The sequence below is a fragment of the Bradyrhizobium sp. BRP20 genome (genome assembly GCF_020194215.1).
GTDB lineage: Bacteria > Pseudomonadota > Alphaproteobacteria > Rhizobiales > Xanthobacteraceae > Bradyrhizobium > Bradyrhizobium yuanmingense.
This window is the reverse complement of sequence record NZ_JADYVY010000001.1, coordinates 669,583-688,395: the sequence shown is the minus strand read 5'-3', so window position 1 is coordinate 688,395 and position 18,813 is coordinate 669,583. Positions and strand designations below refer to the sequence as shown.

Annotated in this window: 20 protein-coding genes; 11 read left to right on the top strand and 9 right to left on the bottom strand. The window is 64.0% G+C overall.

Features of this window, described 5'->3' with window-relative positions; all coding sequences use genetic code 11:
• Positions 1-4 precede the first annotated feature (4 nt).
• The 5 genes from urtE to urtA form a co-directional block, all read right to left on the bottom strand.
• A complete protein-coding gene (gene urtE, locus I6F33_RS03270; protein ID WP_225141073.1) occupies positions 5-700 on the bottom strand; it encodes an urea ABC transporter ATP-binding subunit UrtE in 696 nt (231 codons plus the stop codon).
• 88 nt (positions 701-788) lie between these two features.
• On the bottom strand, positions 789-1,550 hold the full coding sequence (gene urtD / locus I6F33_RS03265) for an urea ABC transporter ATP-binding protein UrtD (protein WP_018646608.1): 762 nt from the start codon (positions 1,548-1,550) through the stop codon (positions 789-791).
• A 6-nt stretch (positions 1,551-1,556) separates the two neighbouring features.
• Positions 1,557-2,726: an urea ABC transporter permease subunit UrtC gene (gene urtC, locus I6F33_RS03260; protein ID WP_225141071.1), complete on the bottom strand. Its 1,170-nt coding sequence runs from the start codon at positions 2,724-2,726 to the stop codon at positions 1,557-1,559.
• On the bottom strand, positions 2,723-4,330 hold the full coding sequence (gene urtB, locus I6F33_RS03255; protein WP_035998106.1) for an urea ABC transporter permease subunit UrtB: 1,608 nt from the start codon (positions 4,328-4,330) through the stop codon (positions 2,723-2,725). Before urtB ends, urtC begins: the two co-directional genes overlap by 4 nt.
• An 84-nt stretch (positions 4,331-4,414) precedes the next feature.
• Complete coding sequence (urtA, locus tag I6F33_RS03250) at positions 4,415-5,737, bottom strand: urea ABC transporter substrate-binding protein (protein WP_035998103.1); 1,323 nt, start codon at positions 5,735-5,737, stop codon at positions 4,415-4,417.
• Between the two features lie 480 nt (positions 5,738-6,217).
• Between urtA and I6F33_RS03245 the strand changes: the two genes are divergently transcribed.
• The 3 genes from I6F33_RS03245 to I6F33_RS03235 all read left to right on the top strand — a co-directional run bounded on the left by I6F33_RS03245 (position 6,218) and on the right by I6F33_RS03235 (position 8,584).
• Positions 6,218-7,801, top strand: coding sequence for a DEAD/DEAH box helicase (locus I6F33_RS03245; RefSeq protein WP_225139311.1), 1,584 nt, complete (start codon positions 6,218-6,220; stop codon positions 7,799-7,801).
• A gap of 23 nt (positions 7,802-7,824) precedes the next feature.
• Positions 7,825-8,112: a translation initiation factor IF-1 gene (gene infA, locus I6F33_RS03240; RefSeq protein ID WP_035998101.1), complete on the top strand. Its 288-nt coding sequence runs from the start codon at positions 7,825-7,827 to the stop codon at positions 8,110-8,112.
• A gap of 259 nt (positions 8,113-8,371) precedes the next feature.
• Positions 8,372-8,584, top strand: coding sequence for a cold-shock protein (locus tag I6F33_RS03235; RefSeq protein WP_035998097.1), 213 nt, complete (start codon positions 8,372-8,374; stop codon positions 8,582-8,584).
• 91 nt (positions 8,585-8,675) lie between these two features.
• Here the strand turns inward: I6F33_RS03235 and I6F33_RS03230 are convergent, their stop codons facing one another.
• The 4 genes from I6F33_RS03230 to I6F33_RS03215 all read right to left on the bottom strand — a co-directional run bounded on the left by I6F33_RS03230 (position 8,676) and on the right by I6F33_RS03215 (position 11,582).
• On the bottom strand, positions 8,676-9,290 hold the full coding sequence (locus I6F33_RS03230; protein ID WP_225141069.1) for a TadE/TadG family type IV pilus assembly protein: 615 nt from the start codon (positions 9,288-9,290) through the stop codon (positions 8,676-8,678).
• Positions 9,291-9,313: 23 nt separating this feature from the next.
• A complete protein-coding gene (locus I6F33_RS03225) occupies positions 9,314-9,895 on the bottom strand; it encodes a TadE/TadG family type IV pilus assembly protein (protein ID WP_036021610.1) in 582 nt (193 codons plus the stop codon).
• Between the two features lie 205 nt (positions 9,896-10,100).
• Complete coding sequence (locus I6F33_RS03220; protein WP_035998084.1) at positions 10,101-10,604, bottom strand: pilus assembly protein N-terminal domain-containing protein; 504 nt, start codon at positions 10,602-10,604, stop codon at positions 10,101-10,103.
• Between the two features lie 150 nt (positions 10,605-10,754).
• Positions 10,755-11,582: a sterol desaturase family protein gene (locus I6F33_RS03215; RefSeq protein ID WP_225126420.1), complete on the bottom strand. Its 828-nt coding sequence runs from the start codon at positions 11,580-11,582 to the stop codon at positions 10,755-10,757.
• A 271-nt stretch (positions 11,583-11,853) separates the two neighbouring features.
• Here I6F33_RS03215 and I6F33_RS03210 point away from each other — a divergent pair, with 271 nt between their 5' ends.
• From I6F33_RS03210 to I6F33_RS03175, 8 genes are all read left to right on the top strand, one after another.
• Positions 11,854-12,018, top strand: a complete 165-nt coding sequence (locus tag I6F33_RS03210) for a Flp family type IVb pilin (RefSeq protein ID WP_025033956.1) — start codon at positions 11,854-11,856, stop codon at positions 12,016-12,018.
• A 77-nt stretch (positions 12,019-12,095) separates the two neighbouring features.
• Positions 12,096-12,236, top strand: coding sequence for a hypothetical protein (locus I6F33_RS03205; RefSeq protein ID WP_162130831.1), 141 nt, complete (start codon positions 12,096-12,098; stop codon positions 12,234-12,236).
• A gap of 122 nt (positions 12,237-12,358) precedes the next feature.
• Positions 12,359-12,883 carry a prepilin peptidase gene (locus I6F33_RS03200; protein WP_225141067.1) on the top strand — a complete coding sequence of 175 codons (525 nt, stop codon included), beginning with the start codon at positions 12,359-12,361 and terminating at the stop codon, positions 12,881-12,883.
• A gap of 129 nt (positions 12,884-13,012) precedes the next feature.
• On the top strand, positions 13,013-13,810 hold the full coding sequence (cpaB, locus tag I6F33_RS03195; protein WP_036021604.1) for a Flp pilus assembly protein CpaB: 798 nt from the start codon (positions 13,013-13,015) through the stop codon (positions 13,808-13,810).
• Positions 13,807-15,297, top strand: coding sequence for a type II and III secretion system protein family protein (locus I6F33_RS03190; RefSeq protein ID WP_225141065.1), 1,491 nt, complete (start codon positions 13,807-13,809; stop codon positions 15,295-15,297). Before cpaB ends, I6F33_RS03190 begins: the two co-directional genes overlap by 4 nt.
• Before the next feature lie 20 nt (positions 15,298-15,317).
• Entirely contained in the window at positions 15,318-16,052 is a 735-nt protein-coding gene (locus I6F33_RS03185; RefSeq protein ID WP_035998073.1) for a CpaD family pilus assembly protein, read from the top strand.
• Positions 16,049-17,317: an AAA family ATPase gene (locus I6F33_RS03180; RefSeq protein ID WP_035998070.1), complete on the top strand. Its 1,269-nt coding sequence runs from the start codon at positions 16,049-16,051 to the stop codon at positions 17,315-17,317. The genes I6F33_RS03185 and I6F33_RS03180 overlap by 4 nt, the downstream gene beginning before the upstream one ends.
• A 21-nt stretch (positions 17,318-17,338) precedes the next feature.
• Complete coding sequence (locus I6F33_RS03175) at positions 17,339-18,808, top strand: CpaF family protein (protein ID WP_035998067.1); 1,470 nt, start codon at positions 17,339-17,341, stop codon at positions 18,806-18,808.
• The last annotated feature ends 5 nt before the right edge of the window (positions 18,809-18,813 follow it).

Sequence of the window (18,813 nt, the reverse complement as noted above, 5' to 3'; positions counted from 1 at the left end):
TGGCCTACAGTGCCATCTGGCGGCTGATCTCGGCCGGATCGAGATTGGAGCGGTCGCAGGTGAACTTCACTGCGCCGCGATCCATCACCGCGAAACTGTCGCCGAGTTCGCAGGCAAAGTCGAGATATTGTTCGACCAGCACAATGGCGATGTTGCCGAGATTGCGCAGGTACGAGATGGCGCGGCCGATGTCCTTGATGATCGAGGGCTGGATGCCTTCGGTGGGCTCGTCGAGCAAAAGTAGTTTTGGCCGCATCACCAGCGCGCGGCCGATCGCGAGCTGCTGCTGCTGGCCGCCGGAGAGGTCGCCGCCGCGCCGGCCCAGCATGGATTGCAGCACCGGAAACAGCGAGAACACGTCGTCCGGAATGTGCTTGTCCTCGCGCTTGAGCGGACCGAAGCCGGTCTTGAGGTTCTCCTCGACTGTCAGCAACGGGAAGATCTCGCGGCCCTGCGGCACGAAGCCGATGCCCTTGCGCGCCCGCTCGTACGGCCTGAGGCCGGTGATATCGCTGCCGTCGAACACGATTGCGCCCGACGAGATCGGATATTGCCCGACCATCGCGCGCAGCAGCGAGGTCTTGCCGACGCCGTTGCGCCCGAGCACGCACGTGACCTTGCCGGGCTCGGCCGAGATCGAGACGCCGCGCAGCGCCTGGGCAGCACCGTAAAACAGGTTGATGTCTTTCACTTCAAGCATCGGAAACACCTTTGCGAGCGAATAGCGAATGGCGAGTAGCGAATAGGAGAAGCGGTCAGTCCATTCGCCATTCCCTATTCGCCATTCGCTACCTTCCCAAATACACTTCGATGACCCTCTCGTTGGACGAGACCTGGTCGATGGTCCCTTCCGCGAGCACCGTGCCTTCGTGCAGGCAGGTGACCTTGACGCCGAGCTCGCGCACGAAGGTCATGTCGTGCTCGACCACCATGACGGTGTGGGTCTTGTTGATTTCCTTCAGCAGCTCGGCGGTGAGATGCGTCTCGACGTCGGTCATTCCCGCGACGGGCTCGTCGACCAGCAGCAGCTTCGGGTCCTGCGCCAGCAGCATGCCGATCTCCAGCCATTGCTTCTGGCCGTGGCTGAGGCTGCCGGCGAGACGATTGCGAGCCTCGGTGAGGCGGATCGTCTCCAGCACCTTGTCGATGCGCTCGGACTCCGCCTTGCTGCCGCGCCAGAACAGCGTGCCGCGGACCGAATGGTCGACATTGAGCGCCAGCAGGAGGTTGTCCTGCACGGTCTGGCTCTCGAATACGGTCGGCTTCTGGAATTTGCGGCCGATGCCGAGCTCGGCGATGCGAGTCTCGTCGAGGCGCGTCAGGTCGGTGACGCCGTCGAACAGCACGGTGCCTTCATCCGGCTTGGTCTTGCCGGTGATGATGTCCATCATCGTGGTCTTGCCGGCGCCGTTCGGGCCGATGATGGCGCGCATCTCGCCGGGCTCGAGCGTCAGCGATAGATTGTTGATGGCGTGGAAGCCGTCGAAGGAGACGTGCACGCCATCCAGATAGAGCATCGCGGAGGTGGCGCGGGTGTCCATGACGTTCATGACCGCTTACTCCGCCATCTTGGGTTCGGTGACGCCGTCTTCGGCCGCGGCACTCATGGAGGTGGCGGAGGTGCGTCTTTCCTTCGATTGATCCCACCAGGCATTGAAGGTGCCGACGATGCCCTTGGGCAGCAGCAGCGTCACCAGGATGAACAATGCGCCCAGCATGAACAGCCAGTACGGCGCGAGCACGCCCGAGGTGAAGAACGTCTTGGCGTAGTTGACGACGACGGCGCCGAGCGCCGCGCCGACCAGCGTGCCGCGGCCGCCGACCGCGACCCAGATCACCGCCTCGATCGAATTGCCGGGGGCGAATTCGCTCGGGTTGATGATGCCGACCTGCGGCACGTAGAGCGCGCCGGCGACGCCGGCCATGCAGGCCGACACCGTGAACACGAACAGCTTGTAGGATTCGACGCGGTAGCCGAGGAAGCGCGTGCGCGATTCCGCGTCGCGCACGGCAATCAAGACCTTGCCGAGCTTGGAGGAGACGATGGCGCGGCAGATCAGGAAGCCGATGATCAGCGCCAGACAGCTCAGCGCGAACAACGCGGCGCGCGTCCCCTCCGCCTGGACGTTGAAGCCCAGGATGTCCTTGAAGTCGGTCAGGCCGTTATTGCCGCCGAAGCCAAAGTCGTTGCGGAAGAAGGCGAGCAGCAGCGCGTAGGTCATCGCCTGCGTGATGATCGACAGATAAACGCCGGTGACACGTGAGCGGAAGGCGAGCCAGCCGAAGCAGAAGGCGAGCAGGCCCGGTACGACCAGCACCATCAGCGCCGCGAACCAGAACATGTCGAAGCCGTACCAGTACCAGGGCAGCTTCTCCCAGTTCAGGAACACCATGAAGTCGGGCAGGATCGGATTGCCGTAGACGCCGCGGGTGCCGATCTGTCGCATCAGGTACATGCCCATGGCGTAGCCGCCGAGCGCGAAGAAGGCGCCGTGGCCGAGCGAGAGGATGCCGCAATAGCCCCAGATCAGGTCGATCGACAGCGCCAGGATGGCGTAGCAGACATACTTGCCCCAGAGCGCGACGAGATAGGTCGGCACCTGCAGGAACGAGCCCGCGGGAAGCAGCAGGTTGGAGAGCGGAATGAGGATGCCGCAGGCCGCGACGACGGCAAGGAAGATCGTCGCGCTGCGGTCCAGCGATCGCGTCAGCACGTGAGGGGTCATGCTTCCACCGCACGGCCCTTGAGCGCGAACAGGCCGCGCGGCCGCTTTTGAATGAACAGGATGATGAGAACCAGGATCGCGATCTTGCCGAGCACGGCGCCGGCGACCGGCTCCAGGAACTTGTTGGCGATGCCGAGCGTGAAGGCGCCGACGAGCGTGCCCCAGAGATTGCCGACCCCGCCGAACACCACGACCATGAAACTGTCGATGATGTAACTCTGGCCGAGATTGGGGCTGACATTGTCGATCTGCGACAGCGCCACGCCAGCGATGCCGGCAATGCCCGAACCGAGGCCGAAGGTCAGCGCGTCGACGCGCGAGGTGGCGATGCCCATGGAAGCCGCCATGCGGCGGTTCTGCGTCACGGCGCGCATTTCGAGGCCCAGCGCGGTGTAGCGCAGCATCGCGAGCAGGATCGCGAACACGGCGAGCGTGAAGAGAAGGATCCAGAGCCGGTTATAGGTGATGGTGATCTGGCCGAGCTCGAACGCGCCGCTCATCCAGGAGGGGTTGCCGACCTCGCGATTGGTCGGGCCGAACATGGTGCGTACCGCCTGCTGCAGCACCAGCGATAGGCCCCAGGTCGCGAGCAGCGTCTCCAGCGGGCGGCCATAGAGGAAGCGGATGATGCTGCGCTCGATCAAGACGCCGATCGCGCCGGCGACGAGGAAGGCAAGCGGCACGGCGATCAAGAGCGAATAGTCGAACAGGCCGGGATAGCGGGTGCGGATCACCTCCTGCACCACGAAGGTGGTGTAGGCTCCGATCATCACCATCTCGCCATGCGCCATGTTGATGACGCCCATCACGCCGAATGTGATGGCGAGCCCGATCGCGGCGAGCAGCAGCACCGAGCCGAGCGAGAGACCGTACCAGGCATTCTGCACCATCGACCAGACCGCGAGCGAATTCTGGATCGAGCCGATCGCGCTCGCGGCGGCCTTGGTGACCGAGGCCGGCTGGTCGCCCATGCCGGTGAGCAGCGCCAGCGCATCCTGGTCGCCCCGCGCCTTGAGGGTTGCGACCGCTTCGAGCTTCTCGACCTCGGTGGCGTCGGACTTGAACAGCAGGATCGCGGCTCGGGCCTCAGTGAGCGCCGCCTTGACGGATTTGTTGGCTTCCTTGGCAAGCGCGGCATCGACCGCCTCGAGCGCGGTCTCCTCGTGCGACTTGAAGACGGACTGCGCGGCTTGCAGGCGCGTTCCCAGATCCGGAGACTGCAGTGTCAGGCTCCCGAGTGCGGCGTCGACGCTGCGGCGCAGGCGGTTGTTGAGGCGAACCGCGCTCGCACTGTCGGGAACGCTGGCAACGGCCTCGCCGGTCGCAGCGTCGATCGACTTGCCGTCCGCATCGGTGACGTAGACCTTCTTACTGTCGGGATCGGCCATGAGGCGACCGTCCTGAAGCGCATTGATGATCGGAAAAGCCAGCTTGCTGCCGCTGCCCGCGATCACACCGATCGCTTCTTCCGTGTCGGAAAAATCATCGTTGGCGAATTTGGCGACCGCATCCTCGAACGGACCGGCGAAGGCCGGCAGCGCGAACGCAATCAGGAACAACGAGAGTGCAAGCGAACAGAGACGAGCGGACAAATGGGCTGGCACTGTGAATGACCCCGGCAGAAATGAGTGGAGAAGGCGGCGGGATCGCCGCCCTCTCCGGTCTTGCAATGGAGCGTCAGATCGGGATCAGGAGCCCGAGCCGAGGCACTTGTTGGACTTGGTGTTGAAGTTACCGCACTTCTTGCCGACCCAGTCGCCGATCAGGTCCTTGGAGCCGTCGAGCTCCTTCGACCAGGCGTCGCCGGGGACGAGGCTCGGGGTCTTCCAGACCACGTCGAACTGGCCGTTGCCCTTGATCTCGCCGATGAACACCGGCTTGGTGATATGGTGGTTCGGGAGCATCTTGGAGGTGCCGCCGGTCAGGTTCTTGGCTTCGATGCCCGGGAGAGCGTCGATGACCTTGTCGGGATCGGTCGACTTCACCTTCTCGACCGCCTTGACCCACATGTCGAAGCCGATCACGTGCGCTTCCATCGGATCGTTGGTCACGCGCTTCGGATTCTTGGTGTAGGCCTGCCACGCCTTGATGAACTTCTCGTTCTCCGGCGATTTGATCGACTGGAAGTAGTTCCAGGCGGCGAGGTGGCCGACCAGCGGCTTGGTGTCGATGCCGGCGAGCTCTTCCTCACCCACGGAGAACGCCACCACCGGGATGTCCTTGGCCTTGATGCCCTGGTTGCCGAGCTCCTTGTAGAAGGGAACGTTGGCGTCGCCGTTGATGGTCGAGACCACCGCGGTCTTCTTGCCGGCCGAGCCGAACTTCTTGATGTCGGCCACGATCGTCTGCCAGTCGGAATGACCGAACGGCGTGTAGTTGATCATGATGTCTTCCTGGGCGACGCCCTTGGACTTCAGATAGGCCTCCAGGATCTTGTTGGTGGTGCGCGGATAGACGTAGTCGGTGCCCGCGAGCACCCAGCGCTTCACCTTCTCGTCCTTCATGAGGTAGTCGACGGCAGGGATCGCCTGCTGGTTCGGCGCAGCCCCCGTGTAGAACACGTTACGCTCGCTCTCCTCACCCTCGTATTGCACGGGGTAGAACAGGATGCTGTTGAGCTCCTTGAACACCGGGAGCACCGACTTACGCGACACCGAGGTCCAGCAGCCGAACACGACCGAGACCTTGTTCTTGGTGATCAGCTCGCGCGCCTTTTCGGCGAACAGCGGCCAGTTCGATGCGGGATCGACGACGACGGCTTCCAGCTTCTTGCCGAGCACGCCGCCCTTCTTGTTCTGCTCGTCGATCAGGAAGAGGATGGTGTCCTTCAGCGTGGTTTCGCTGATTGCCATGGTGCCGGACAGGGAGTGGAGTACACCCACCTTGATGGTGTCGTCGGCGGCCTTTGCGCCAGTCAATGAAGCCAGACCGAGCATCAGTCCGGCGGTCGCAGCGAGCACGCCGCGGCGGCTAAATGACGCCGCTATATCGTGAGTGGATTTGTTAAACATGAGTGCCTCATCTCCCTGACGCAGACGTGAAAAACGCTGCGAAACGGCCCCACGGCCGCCTGCGGTTAACGGAATCGCAAGAACCATGCCATGGGCTGGGCACCCATCAACTTATTGAATTTGCAAAACTAATTGGCAGAAATCGAAGTTTCTTCGCAGTCTTGCAGCCTAAATCATAGGCAACATAAATGTATGCGAAAGCGGCAGTCAGACTACTTTCTAAGCAAATCGCCAATTCTGGCTAAATTTCTGGCAGCAGTATTTTTGCACCGCACCCGCTGTTTTGGAGGCAAGTGCCTTGAAAGCGCCCCCTCGATGTTCCATATGAGCGTCCGAGACCTCTTGCGAATCAAGGGGTCGTAGCGAGCCGCGTGTTCTTAAGCCCTCTACGGGCCTCTGGCTTGCCCCATATCATCCAAGCCATCCGACACCCCAAACACGCAGGTGTCTTCTCGACACCCTTTTGCGCGCGCCGCGCTGATGCGCCGGGCGTTCGCTTTTGACATGGAAAGAACCCCTCTTTTGACTTCGTTTCAGGACTTCGGCCTCGCCGAACCCATCGCGCGCGCTCTTCGTGAAGAGAATTACGTCACCCCCACTCCGATTCAGGCCCAGACCATCCCGCTGGCACTGACCGGTCGCGACGTCGTCGGCATCGCCCAGACCGGTACCGGCAAGACCGCGTCCTTCGCGCTGCCGATCCTGCATCGTCTGCTCGAGAACCGCATCAAGGCGCAGCCCAAGACCGCCCGCGTGCTGGTGCTGTCGCCGACCCGCGAGCTGTCCGGCCAGATACTTGACAGCTTCAACGCCTACGGCCGCCACATCCGCCTGTCCTCGACGCTCGCGATCGGCGGCGTGCCGATGGGCCGCCAGGTCCGTGCGCTGATGCAGGGCGTCGACGTGCTGGTCGCCACCCCCGGCCGCCTGCTCGACCTCGTGCAGAGCAACGGCTTGAAGCTTTCAAGCGTCGAGTTCCTCGTGCTCGACGAAGCCGACCGCATGCTCGACATGGGCTTCATCAACGACATTCGCAAAATCGTCGCCAAGCTGCCGATCAAGCGGCAGACGCTGTTCTTCTCGGCCACCATGCCGAAGGACATCGCCGAGCTCGCCGATTCCATGTTGCGCGACCCCGCCCGTGTCGCGGTGACCCCGGTGTCCTCGACCGCCGAGCGGATCAACCAGCGCATCCTGCAGGTCGACTTCGCGGCCAAGCCGGCCTTTTTGACCAAGCTGCTGCAGGACGAGGCGATCAACCGCGCGCTGGTCTTCACCCGCACCAAGCACGGCGCCGACAAGGTGGTAAAGACGCTGGCCAAGGCCGGGATCGCCGCCAACGCCATCCACGGCAACAAGTCGCAGAACCATCGCGAGCGCACGCTGGCCCAGTTCCGCTCGGGAGAGATCCGCACCCTGGTCGCCACCGACATCGCCGCTCGCGGCATCGACGTCGACGGCATCAGTCACGTCATCAACTTCGACCTGCCGAACGTGCCGGAGACCTACGTCCACCGCATCGGCCGCACCGCGCGCGCCGGAGCCGACGGCACCGCAATCTCGCTGGTCGCGGGCGGCGAGGAGCTCGGCTATCTGCGCGACATCGAGCGGCTGATTCGCGTCGCCCTGCCGCGGGAGGACCACCGCACCGACGCCGGCCGCCGCGATGCTGGTCCCGCCCCGTCGCAGCAACGACAGGGCCGGCCGGGCGGTCGTCCGGGCCAGCGCCCGCAAGGCGCACGCCACGGTGACGGACGTCGCGCCGACGAACGGCATGCCGACGGGCGCCACCATAGTGCCGGTAAGCAAGGCGACGGCAGGCACGGTGAAGGCCGGCACGCCGAGGCGAGGCATGCCGACGGACGGCCCGGCAGTGGCCCGAATGCCTCCAAGGGTTCTCGCCGCCGCCGCTCCGGTGGTAAGATGCATTCGTCGCCTGTCGACCGTCCGGAACAGCGTTCCGCGCATAGCGCCGGGACCCCTGATGGGATACAAGGCGTTGCCTTTTTGCGCCGCCAGAGTCGGCCAAACAGCCAACCGAACCGCAAACCCTATTCGCACTAGCCGTCCACGACCTGGAGATATCAATGGCTAAGGAAGAGCTGATCCAGTTCGAAGGACTGGTCACCGAAATCCTCCCCGATGCCCGCTACCGCGTGCAGCTCGACGCCGGACACGAGATCGTTGCCTATACCGCCGGCAAGATGAAGAAGAACCGCATCAAGACGCTCGCGGGCGACCGCGTGACCGTGGAGATGTCGCCCTATGACCTCGAGAAGGGCCGGCTGATTTTCCGCCACAAGGACGAACGTCCCAGCACGCCGGGCGGACCGCCCCGTCCCGGACAGCGCGGCGGCCAGTTCCGCCGCCGCTAGTCGGCTGCGGCGCGGGTTCGAATTCCGATCTGTCAGGTGATCCGGCGTTGACATCACGGCGGATCAAAAAATCGTGCGCGTCCGGATTGTTTCGAACCGTTGCTTCCGATAAAATGAATTAATCGATTTTCGGCCGGACGACATTGGCATCCACCGGTACAGCCGGTTCAGACACGCTGACGACCCTTCCAGAAATTCGATCTAACCCTGCCCGCGCGAGCGGGCTCCGACATAGTGTTATCTGAGAGGGACTACCCCCGTGAGCATGGGAACCGTGAAGTGGTTTAACGCAACCAAGGGCTATGGCTTCATTCAGCCCGACGATGGCGGCCAGGACGTGTTCGTTCACATCAGCGCCGTGGAGCGCGCCGGCCTCGGCTCGCTCCGCGAGGGCCAGAAGATCTCCTACGAGATCGTGGCCGACCGCCGTTCCGGCAAGTCTGCGGCGGACAACCTGCGCGCTGCGGGCTGAGCCCGCCGGGCGCCGGCCCGATCAGCGAGCCAAAGCAAAAAGGCCGTGCGCAACGCACGGCCTTTTTCATGTCACGGGCGGCTGACAGATCTCAACACGTCAACGGCACGTTGTTGTAGGGCACGCAGGTGACCTGACGCGGCCGCGTGTAGGAGAGATCGCTCAGGGTTACGCTCGACTTCAACACGTAGCCGATGGTCGGCGTGTAAGTGTAGTTGGCTTCGCTCAGGATGAGATAGCTCGACGGAATCAAGAGTGCCGGGGGAATCATCGTGGTGACCGTGTCGCCGGCGTTCCGAGCCGAGGTCGCAAGCGTGGCTTGCGTCGCGCCGCTCGCAATCGTGCCGGCCCTGCTCCACTGGACCTTGGCGATGCTGTTGGCGTCGATGTAGATCTGGGAGATCGTGCCCTTCACGAGCGCAGCGTCGTAAGGCATGACGACGGAGATGCTTGCCGTGAACGTATCCTTCATGCTGGCATCGTTGAGCGTGGTCGACTGCGAGGTCAAATCGGACAATGTCCGCGCGATCAACGTGATTTTGCGGTCGATCGCCACGGCGGACGAAAATTCGACAGTGCCGAAGAACATCACCAGCATCAGCGGTACGATGATCGCGAATTCGGTCGCCGCCAGCGCGCGCTTGTCGGCGACGAAGCCGCGCACGGAGCCGCGTGCATTCCTCCAGATGTTCGCAATCGCCCGCATCGGTCCGCCCAGATCCATCTGCCTCAGAAGGGTTCGTTCTTGAACGCCACCGTCGCCACCATCAGCCGCTTGTTGCTGCATCCCGCGTTGTAGCCGAGGCCGGTGACGATGAGCGGCCATTGATAGAACAGGCGCACCACGACGACCTGACCGGAGCTTCCGGCACTGTACTGCATCCCGGAGGGATTGAAGGTGCAGGAATTGCCGAAATTGGTGAGGCTGAGCGTCCCGAACGAGCTGGTGCTGACGACGTCGACGTACAGCTTGCTGCAATCGAACAGCGCCGGAATCTTGCTGCAGACGAAGGTCTTGAACGTCGTCTGATCGCATGCAGCGACTGTGTTGGGCGCGGACTGGCAGGCCGCCACCGAGCCGCCCTGCGCCTGAGCCTGGCCGGTTAGAATCGCGCGCGCGGAGTCCTGCGCGATGGTCTCGAGCACCTGGCTGGAGAAGAACATGAGCGCCGTCTCGAGGATCGCGAACAGCAGCGCGAAGAACATCGGTGCGACCAGCGCAAATTCGACGGCTGCGGAGCCGCGGCGGTTGCCGCGAAACCGGAGCAGCGCTTTCCGGAGCGTGAACCTCGTAGGTGCAGGCGATGGCATCTCGTCAAATTCCCCAGCGGCCGGCGATCATCTGCCCGTTCAATAGCGGAAACTGATTGTCTAAGTGTTTCAGACGATCCGCTTCCGGCGGACCGCGCCGTTAACACCGCGTTAACCAGCGCCCGCAAGCGGGAGGAAGCACGGCATGCAACGAGGTGCCGCCCTCGAATCGAGCGGCTTGGCGGGATCGAGGCCCGCCCGTGGGCTAGTTTGGCTTGGCAGCCGCGCCGGCACCCGCACCTCCGCTGGCGCTGCTGCTCAGCGTACCGGCCTGGCTCATCGCGTTGTTGAAATAGGTGTCGCTGTCGCCGAGCGTCACGCGGCGCTGGCAAAGCGGCACGCAACTGTAGGACTCCCGCTCGACCCCGCGATAGACGGTGACGAGCCGGTCGCTCGGACCTTCGACCTGGATCTGGCGGTCCACCAGAATCTCGCCGCCGCGGTCGAGCGCGATGAAGTTGGTGGCTCCGTAGCCCTTTCCGGTCACGACGATCATGCCGCCGGGCTGGAGCGTGACGTCGGCGATCAGGGGATTGCCGACCACGATGGTCGCCACCTTGCCGGGCAGCCGCACCAGCTTGGCCTGGTCGACATTGACGGCGATGGTATCGGCGACGGGCTCGGCAAGGCTGGCGGCCGGCGAGGCCAGCACCGCAGCGGCAACCAGAACACAGACGCGCACATGACGGCGCAGCATTTCTTTACGCATACTCTTACCCCCGGGACGTCACAGACCGGCAGAAGCGACCGAATACAGCGGAGCCGGTGCCCGACCCGGCTAACCTGCCTTTAATTCGTGAACGTTCCGCAAACTCGCCGAGTATTGTTTGAACGGACGGACATTTGCGGGGCCCGCCCCCTAATGCCGGAACGGAAAGGCGAGCTGCCCGCCGATCTCCTTGGGCATGGCCGCTTCGTCCTTGCCGTAGTCCTGCGGCAGCCTGCCCTCCGGCATGCGGAAGGTGCCGAACAGCACGTCCCAGATCGGGAACGTTCCGGCAAAATTGGTGTCGCCGCCCTCTTCGAGGGAGGTGTGGTGCCAGCGATGGAAGACCGGAGTCGCCAGCACGTATTTGAACGGTCCGAAAGTCCAGTTCAGGTTGGCGTGCACAAAGGCCGAGTGGAAGGTGGTGAACGGGCCGACCCAGACCATGACGTTCGGGGAGATGCCTGCCATCAGCAGCACGACGTCGACGATGATCGTCCCGAGCAAGAGATTGACCGGATGGAAGCGCGCCGCGGAGATCCAGCCGATCTCCTCCGACGAATGATGGATGGCGTGATATTTCCAGAAGCCGCCGTCGTGGAAAAGCCGATGCAGCCAGTACAGCATGAAATCGGACAGCACCAGGAACAGCACGGCCTGCAGCCACAGCGGCAGCTGCGCCAGCGGACCGTGGCCATTGTCGTAAAAGGCGATGAGCTCGTCGGCGTCGTGGATGTTGAAGACGACGCTGGCGCCGACGACCAGCAGCCCGATCCGCATGGTGCGGGCGAACACCGGGACGAAGAACCAGTAGCAGATGTCGGTGACGATCTCCCGCTTGCGCCACCACGGCGCACCGGGATTGCAAGCCCAGAAATGCTCCAGCACGGTGAACACCGCCGCGAGCACGAAGGTGACCGGGATCACCTTGACGATGGTCTCGCCGAACATCAAGGCGACTTGCATGGGCAGGCTCGACATCGTCGCCTCTCTCCGCGAATTCCGCTGTAGCTCAAGGCCTACTCCGCGAAATTTAAGGGAGGGTGAAGCACGCGCCGCGTTGGCGGCGCATCCGGAACCGCAACGAATTTGCAGGTGCCGTCTTAAGGCGAAATTCACTCTGGGCAAAAGCATCGTGCCGGACGTGGGATTACCCGGTCGAATTAACTCTCCCGAAAGAGCTCGGCTCTCATGGTCGTCGCGTCAACGACAGCGCCGAACGAGGCGGTCCCACCCAGACGGAGTTTTGTTCATGAAGAACTTGATTGCGCGTTTCGCGAAGGATGAATCCGGCGCCACCGCCATCGAATACGGCCTGATCGCCGCCGGCATCGCGCTGGCCATCATCACCGTCGTCAACAATCTCGGCACCACGCTGAACGCCAAGTTCAGCTCGATCAGCACCTCGCTGAAGTAAGCGGGTCCACGAACGACGGCAAAAGCCCCGGACCTCCGGGGCGTTTGTTTTTCTGAAGACGGCGAGTTCCAGTGGCGTTGCACGAGTTCAGAACCGATGCCGCGGTCGCGGCCCACGAGGCGGAAGCGGCGCAGGCCGGCTCGTCGGTCTATTGGATCTGCCTTGCGCTGCTGGTTGCGACGGTCGCGCTCGCCGCACGTATTGCCAGCTTCTGGTGAAAGCGCGTTCGTCGGCCGAGGCCCCGGCGCGCCCGTGCCTCCGTTGTCGGTTTGTTTAGCATCGCGCGCTAGCATCGCCCGAAGCAGCTCCCGCGACAAACCCAGGCCTCAAGACGCAGCCCATGATTCTCGACCTTGCGCGCCTTCTGCTCTTCCCGGCCCTGATGGCGTTCGCCGCCGCGAGCGATCTCTTCACGATGACGATCTCGAACCGCGTATCGCTGGCGCTGGTGGCGGGCTTCTGCGCGCTCGCCCTCGCCGGGGGCATGGCACCTTACGAGATGCTGAGTCATGTCGGCGCCGGTGCGCTCGTTCTGGTCGTGGCCTTCACCTGCTTCGCCATGGGCTGGGTGGGCGGCGGCGACGCCAAGGTCGCGGCCTCCGTCGCGCTCTGGTTCGGCTTCCCACATCTGATGAACTTCCTGCTCTACGCCTCGCTGTTCGGCGGCGCGCTGACGCTGCTCCTGCTGCAGTTCCGGCAGTGGCCGCTGCCTTACGGGCTGGCAGGACAGGCCTGGCTCGCACGGCTGCACGCCAAGGAGAGCGGCATTCCCTACGGCATCGCGCTCGCGCTGAGCGCGCTGATGGTCTACCCGGAGACCGAATGGGTGAAGGCGATCGACCTCGCTCGCCTCGCGCTGCGCTGAACGCTCCGGGTAAACCCGGCGTTAAGGCGATTTAGATACGCCTCATTAACCATGCTTTGACGAATAGCTGGTCAACTGCCGATCACGGCGGCGGCAGCGTCGCGGCGTATTGTTGGAAAGTTGAAGCGTATGAATAGGGCACGCATTGTCGTCCTGACGGTCGCCATCTGCGCCGGCGGCGTCGCCGCGTACCTGGCGAGCGGCTCCGACAATTCTGCGCCGCCTCCGGTTCCGGTCGCGCAGCTGCCGACCGTCGACGTCCTTGTGGCCAAGAACGATATCGGCCTCGGCCAGACCGTGAAGCCCGAAGACGTGCAATGGCAGACCTGGCCGACCGCGACCGCCAGCGCCACCTTCATCCGACGCAACGAGCGCCCCGACGGTGCGACCCAGGTGACCGGCTCGATCGCGCGCGCGCCTTTCATCCAGGGTGAGCCGATCCGCGACCAGAAGCTGGTCAAGGCCGAAGGTTCCGGCTTCATGGCGGCAATCCTGCCCACCGGCATGCGGGCGATCTCGACCGAGATCTCGCCGGAGACCGGCGCGGGCGGCTTCATCCTGCCCAACGACCGCGTCGACGTCCTGCTCACCCGCCGGCTCAAGAACCCGGATCAGAGCAGCGGCGCTCCCGACATCGTCACCTCCGAGATCATCCTGGCCAATATCCGGGTCCTGGCCATCGACCAGGCACCCAAGGAGAAGGACGGGCAGAACGCGGTGATTGGCAAGACCGTCACCCTCGAGCTCAATCCCGCGCAGACCGCAACGCTCTCCGCGGCTCGTCAGAGCGGCACGCTGTCGCTGGCGCTGCGCAGCATCGTCGACGTCAAGATGAGCGAGATCACGCTCGATGACTCCGCGCAGAAGCGCGACGGTGTCTCGATCATTCGCTACGGCATTCCAAGTCAGACGGCTAAGGCACGATGAAGACAGTCGACATCAAATACAGGGCAGATTCGGCGACGATGCGGACCTCACTGGTCCGCGCCCTGTCGTTTTCGGCCGCCCTCGCGCTGGCGCTCAACCCGGCGATCGCCCCGGCGGTCGCCGCCGATTACCGCCCCGTGCCGCAGGCCGCGGCGGACGGCCAGATCAACGCGCGTTTCCTCTCGCTCGGCATCGGCAAGTCGGTCGTGATCGACCTGCCGCGCGACATCAAGGACGTGCTGGTCGCCGATCCCAAGATCGCCAATGCGGTGGTCCGCTCCGCACAGCGCGCCTATATCATCGGCGCCGCGGTCGGCCAGACCAATATCGTGTTCTTCGATTCCGCCGGGCAGCAGATTGCGGCCTACGACATCGCGGTGAAGCGCGACCTCAACGGCGTGCGGGCCGCACTGAAGCAGGTTCTGCCCAACTCAGACATCCAGATCGACGGCCTGGGCGACGGTATCGTCCTGTCCGGCACGGCCGCCAACCCTATGGAGGCGCAGCAGGCCAACGAGCTCGCTGCGCGCCTGGCCGGCGGCGTCGACAAGGTGGTGAACTCGATCGTGGTCCGCGGCCGCGACCAAGTCATGCTCAAGGTGACCGTTGCCGAAGTCGCGCGTACGATCGTCAAGCAGCTCGGTATCGACCTCACCGCCAACCTCAACTACGGCACATCGGTGGTGAGCTTCAGCAACTCCAACCCGTTCACGGCCCTCGGCCGTAATCTGGTGGATGGCAACAATCTCACTGCGAGTTTCGGCGCGGCGCCTTCGGTGCAGGCGACCCTGCGTGCGATGGAGAGCGCGGGCGTGATCAGGACGCTTGCCGAGCCGAACCTGACCGCGATCTCCGGAGAGTCCGCCACCTTCCTCGCCGGCGGCGAATTTCCGGTGCCTGCAGGTTATTCGTGCGATCCCGTCACGCGCGTCTGTACCACTCAGATCAGCTTCAAGAAGTTCGGCATCTCACTCAACTTTACGCCTGTGGTCCTGAGCGAAGGCAAGATCAGCTTGCGGGTGATGACCGAGGTCTCCGAACTGTCCAATGAGAATGCGATCACGCTGTCGCAGGCGGTGACCTCGAACACGGTCAACTCGCTGACGGTACCCTCAATCAAGACACGCCGCGCAGAGACTTCGCTGGAAATTCCGTCCGGCGGCGCGATGGCGATGGCCGGCCTGATCCAGCAGCAGACCAAGCAAGCTGTCAACGGAATGCCGGGGCTGATGCAGCTCCCGATCCTCGGCACGCTGTTCCGCAGCCGCGACTTCGTCAACAATGCAACCGAGTTGGTCGTGATCGTGACGCCCTATGTGGTCCGCGCGGTGGCGCCGAAGGACCTGTCGCGGCCGGATGACGGCTTCGCCCCGCCTGCGGATCCGCAGGCGCAGCTGATCGGCAATATCAACCGGATCTACGGCGTGCCGGGCCGGACCGAACCGGCCAAGAACTACCGCGGCACCTACGGCTTCATTACCGACTGAGGCGGAACGGGGATTTCACGATGATCACGAGACCACCCCAGCTTCGCAAGCGCGCCATCAGCCTCGGTGGCGCGCTCATCGGCCTCGCGCTCGCGGTCGGGGGCTGCCAGCACGACGAAGTCCTCACGGCGTCCATTCCCGACGACTACAAGCAGCGCCATCCGATCGCGGTCGAGGAGCAGAATCGCTCGATCGTCGTCTTCGTGGGTCATGCCCGCGGCGGATTAACCGCGGCCCAACGCGCTGACGTGATGGGCGTGGCATCGGCGTGGTTGCAAGAAGGCACCGGCGCGATTCGCATCGACGTGCCTTCCAATACGCCCAATGCTCGCCCGGTCGCCGATACGATGCGTGAGATCCAGGCGATGCTGGCGGCGGCAGGCGTTCCGCCGCGCGGCGTCAGCCTTCACCCCTACCAGCCGCAAGACAAGCGCTTCCTCCCCCCGATCCGGCTCACCTATTCCAGGATTGCCGCAGTCGCCGGTCCCTGCGGCCTGTGGCCGGAAGACATCGGACCCTCGATGAAGAACAAGCGCTGGTTCGAGAACAAGGACTATTACAATTACGGCTGCGCTTATCAGCGCAACCTCGCGGCCATGGTCGACAATCCGTCGGATCTTGAGCAGCCGCGGCCCGAAACTCCGTCATACACGCCGCGGCGCATCACCGGGTTCGAGAAGTATCGCAAGGGAACGACGACGGCGACCACCTATCCCGAGGCCGACAGGGCCAAACTCAGCGACACCGGCAAATGATCAGTTACGCGCGCCAGACACACGAAGAGCAGCCGGCAGCAGCTCCTCCGCCGGTCGAGGAGCATATTGCGCCCGCGCCGCGCGTCTCGGTTCAGGCCTTCTGCGAAACCGTGGAGACGGCCGCCGCGGTGCAGTCGGCCGGCGAGGATCGCCGTCTCGGCAAGGCTCATCTGAAGATCCAGATGGGCGGCATGGCGGCCGCGATCGAAGCCTACCGCTCGGCTCCCACGCCGAACGTGATCGTGCTCGAGAGCGACGGTCGCAACGACCTGCTGGGCGGACTCGACCAGCTTGCCACCGTCTGCGATGCCGGCACCCGCGTGGTGGTGATCGGCCGCATCAACGACGTCACGCTCTATCGCGAGCTGGTGCGCCGCGGCGTCAGCGATTACGTGCTCGCGCCGGTCGGCGCGATCGACGTCGTACGCTCGATCTGCAACCTGTTCTCGGCCCCCGAAGCCAAGGCAGTCGGCCGCATCATCGCCGTGGTCGGAGCCAAGGGTGGCGTCGGGGCTTCGACCATCTCGCACAACGTCGCGTGGGCGATCGCGCGAGACCTCGCGATGGACGCCGTCGTCGCCGATCTCGACCTCGCCTTCGGCACGGCCGGGCTCGACTACAACCAGGATCCGCCGCAGGGTATCGCCGACGCCGTGTTCTCGCCTGACCGCGTTGACACCGCGTTCATCGACCGCCTGCTGTCGAAATGCACCGACCATCTCAGCCTGCTGGCGGCGCCTGCGACGCTCGACCGGGTCTATGATTTCGGCACTGACGCTTTCGATGCCGTATTCGACACGCTGCGCTCCACCATGCCCTGCATCGTGCTCGACGTTCCGCATCAATGGTCGGGCTGGACCAAGCGCGCCTTGATCGGGGCGGACGACATCCTGATCGTGGCCGCCCCGGACCTCGCCAATCTGCGCAATACCAAGAACCTGTTCGATCTATTGAAGGCCGCCCGCCCCAATGACCGGCCGCCGCTCTACTGCCTGAACCAGGTCGGCGTGCCGAAACGGCCCGAGATCGCCGCCGCGGAGTTCGCCAAGGCAATCGAGAGCCAGCCGGTCGTCTCGATCCCGTTCGAACCGCAGATCTTCGGCTCGGCGGCCAACAACGGCCAGATGATCGCGGAGATCTCCGCCAACCACAAGTCGATCGAGATGTTCCTGCAGATCGCCCAGCGCCTGACCGGCCGCAGCGAGACCAAGAAGCAAAAGTCGTCCCTGCTTTCACCTCTGATTGAGAAGTTGCGGGGAAGATAAGCCGCCGCATGGAGTTGTTAAGTGTTCGGTAAGCGTAGCGGAACAGACACCGACCTTCGGGCACCCAAGCCCGGCGCCGTGTCGCTCGAGCCTGCCCCGGCTCAGGCGCCGACGGTTTCGCGCGCTCCGCCTCCGCCGGCCGTGGCCTCGCCGCCGCTTGCGCCCGCCAAGGCTCCGCCGCCTCCGGCCATGGAGAGCCGGCGTTCGGACAATTATTACGAGGTCAAGGCGACCATCTTCGGCGCGCTGATCGAGGCCATCGACCTCGCCCAGCTCGCCAAGCTCGATTCGGAGTCCGCGCGCGAGGAAATCCGCGACATCGTCAACGAGATCATCGCGATCAAGAACATCGTGATGTCGATCGCCGAGCAGGAGGAGCTGCTCGACGACATCTGCAACGACGTCCTCGGTTACGGCCCGCTCGAGCCGCTATTGTCGCGCGACGACATCGCCGACATCATGGTCAATGGCGCCAACACCGTCTACATCGAGGTCGGCGGCAAGATCCAGCGTACCGGCATCCGCTTCCGCGACAACCAGCAGCTTCTCAACATCTGCCAGCGCATCGTCAGCCAGGTCGGCCGGCGCGTCGACGAATCCTCGCCGATCTGCGACGCGCGCCTCGCCGACGGCTCCCGTGTCAACGCCATCGTGCCGCCGCTGTCGATCGACGGCCCCGCGCTCACCATCCGCAAATTCAAGAAAGACAAGCTGACGCTGGATCAGCTTGTCAAGTTCGGCGCGATCACGCCGGAAGGCGCCGAGATCCTTCAGATCATCGGCCGCGTCCGCTGCAACGTGCTGATTTCCGGCGGTACCGGCTCGGGCAAGACGACCCTGCTCAACTGCCTCACCAACTACATCGAGCACGACGAGCGCGTCATCACTTGCGAGGACGCCGCCGAGCTCCAGCTGCAGCAGCCTCACGTGGTGCGGCTGGAAACCCGTCCGCCCAACATCGAGGGCGAGGGCCAGGTCACGATGCGCGAATTGGTGCGCAACTGCCTGCGTATGCGTCCCGAACGCATCATCGTCGGAGAGGTCCGCGGACCCGAAGCCTTCGACCTGCTGCAGGCCATGAACACCGGCCATGACGGCTCGATGGGCACGCTGCACGCCAACAACCCGCGCGAGGCGCTGTCGCGCTGCGAATCCATGATCACGATGGGCGGCTTTTCCCTTCCGTCGCGAACAATTCGCGAGATGATCTGCGCCTCGATCGACGTCATCATCCAGGCCGCGCGCCTGCGCGACGGCTCCCGCCGCATCACCCACATCACCGAGGTGATGGGCATGGAAGGCGACACCATCATCACCCAGGACATCTTCCTCTACGACATGGTCGGCGAGGACGCCAACGGCAAGATCATCGGCCGGCACCGCTCAACCGGCATCGGCCGTCCGAAGTTCTGGGAACGCGCCCGTTATTACGGCGAGGAGAAGCGCCTCGCCGCGGCGCTCGACGCGGCGGAAGTCGCGCCGAAGACGTGAGCAGA

Coding starts and splice junctions, on each gene's coding strand:
- I6F33_RS03190 (WP_225141065.1), top strand. CDS start 13,807: ATGAAGACAGTCGACATCAAATACAGGGCAGATTCGGCGACGATGCGG.
- urtC (WP_225141071.1), bottom strand. CDS start 2,726: ATGACCCCTCACGTGCTGACGCGATCGCTGGACCGCAGCGCGACGATC.
- I6F33_RS03200 (WP_225141067.1), top strand. CDS start 12,359: ATGATTCTCGACCTTGCGCGCCTTCTGCTCTTCCCGGCCCTGATGGCG.
- urtA (WP_035998103.1), bottom strand. CDS start 5,737: ATGTTTAACAAATCCACTCACGATATAGCGGCGTCATTTAGCCGCCGC.
- I6F33_RS03215 (WP_225126420.1), bottom strand. CDS start 11,582: ATGTCGAGCCTGCCCATGCAAGTCGCCTTGATGTTCGGCGAGACCATC.
- urtE (WP_225141073.1), bottom strand. CDS start 700: ATGCTTGAAGTGAAAGACATCAACCTGTTTTACGGTGCTGCCCAGGCG.
- I6F33_RS03180 (WP_035998070.1), top strand. CDS start 16,049: ATGATCAGTTACGCGCGCCAGACACACGAAGAGCAGCCGGCAGCAGCT.
- I6F33_RS03210 (WP_025033956.1), top strand. CDS start 11,854: ATGAAGAACTTGATTGCGCGTTTCGCGAAGGATGAATCCGGCGCCACC.
- I6F33_RS03225 (WP_036021610.1), bottom strand. CDS start 9,895: ATGCCATCGCCTGCACCTACGAGGTTCACGCTCCGGAAAGCGCTGCTC.
- urtD (WP_018646608.1), bottom strand. CDS start 1,550: ATGAACGTCATGGACACCCGCGCCACCTCCGCGATGCTCTATCTGGAT.
- infA (WP_035998101.1), top strand. CDS start 7,825: ATGGCTAAGGAAGAGCTGATCCAGTTCGAAGGACTGGTCACCGAAATC.
- I6F33_RS03185 (WP_035998073.1), top strand. CDS start 15,318: ATGATCACGAGACCACCCCAGCTTCGCAAGCGCGCCATCAGCCTCGGT.
- I6F33_RS03220 (WP_035998084.1), bottom strand. CDS start 10,604: ATGCGTAAAGAAATGCTGCGCCGTCATGTGCGCGTCTGTGTTCTGGTT.
- cpaB (WP_036021604.1), top strand. CDS start 13,013: ATGAATAGGGCACGCATTGTCGTCCTGACGGTCGCCATCTGCGCCGGC.
- I6F33_RS03245 (WP_225139311.1), top strand. CDS start 6,218: ATGCGCCGGGCGTTCGCTTTTGACATGGAAAGAACCCCTCTTTTGACT.
- I6F33_RS03230 (WP_225141069.1), bottom strand. CDS start 9,290: ATGCGGGCGATTGCGAACATCTGGAGGAATGCACGCGGCTCCGTGCGC.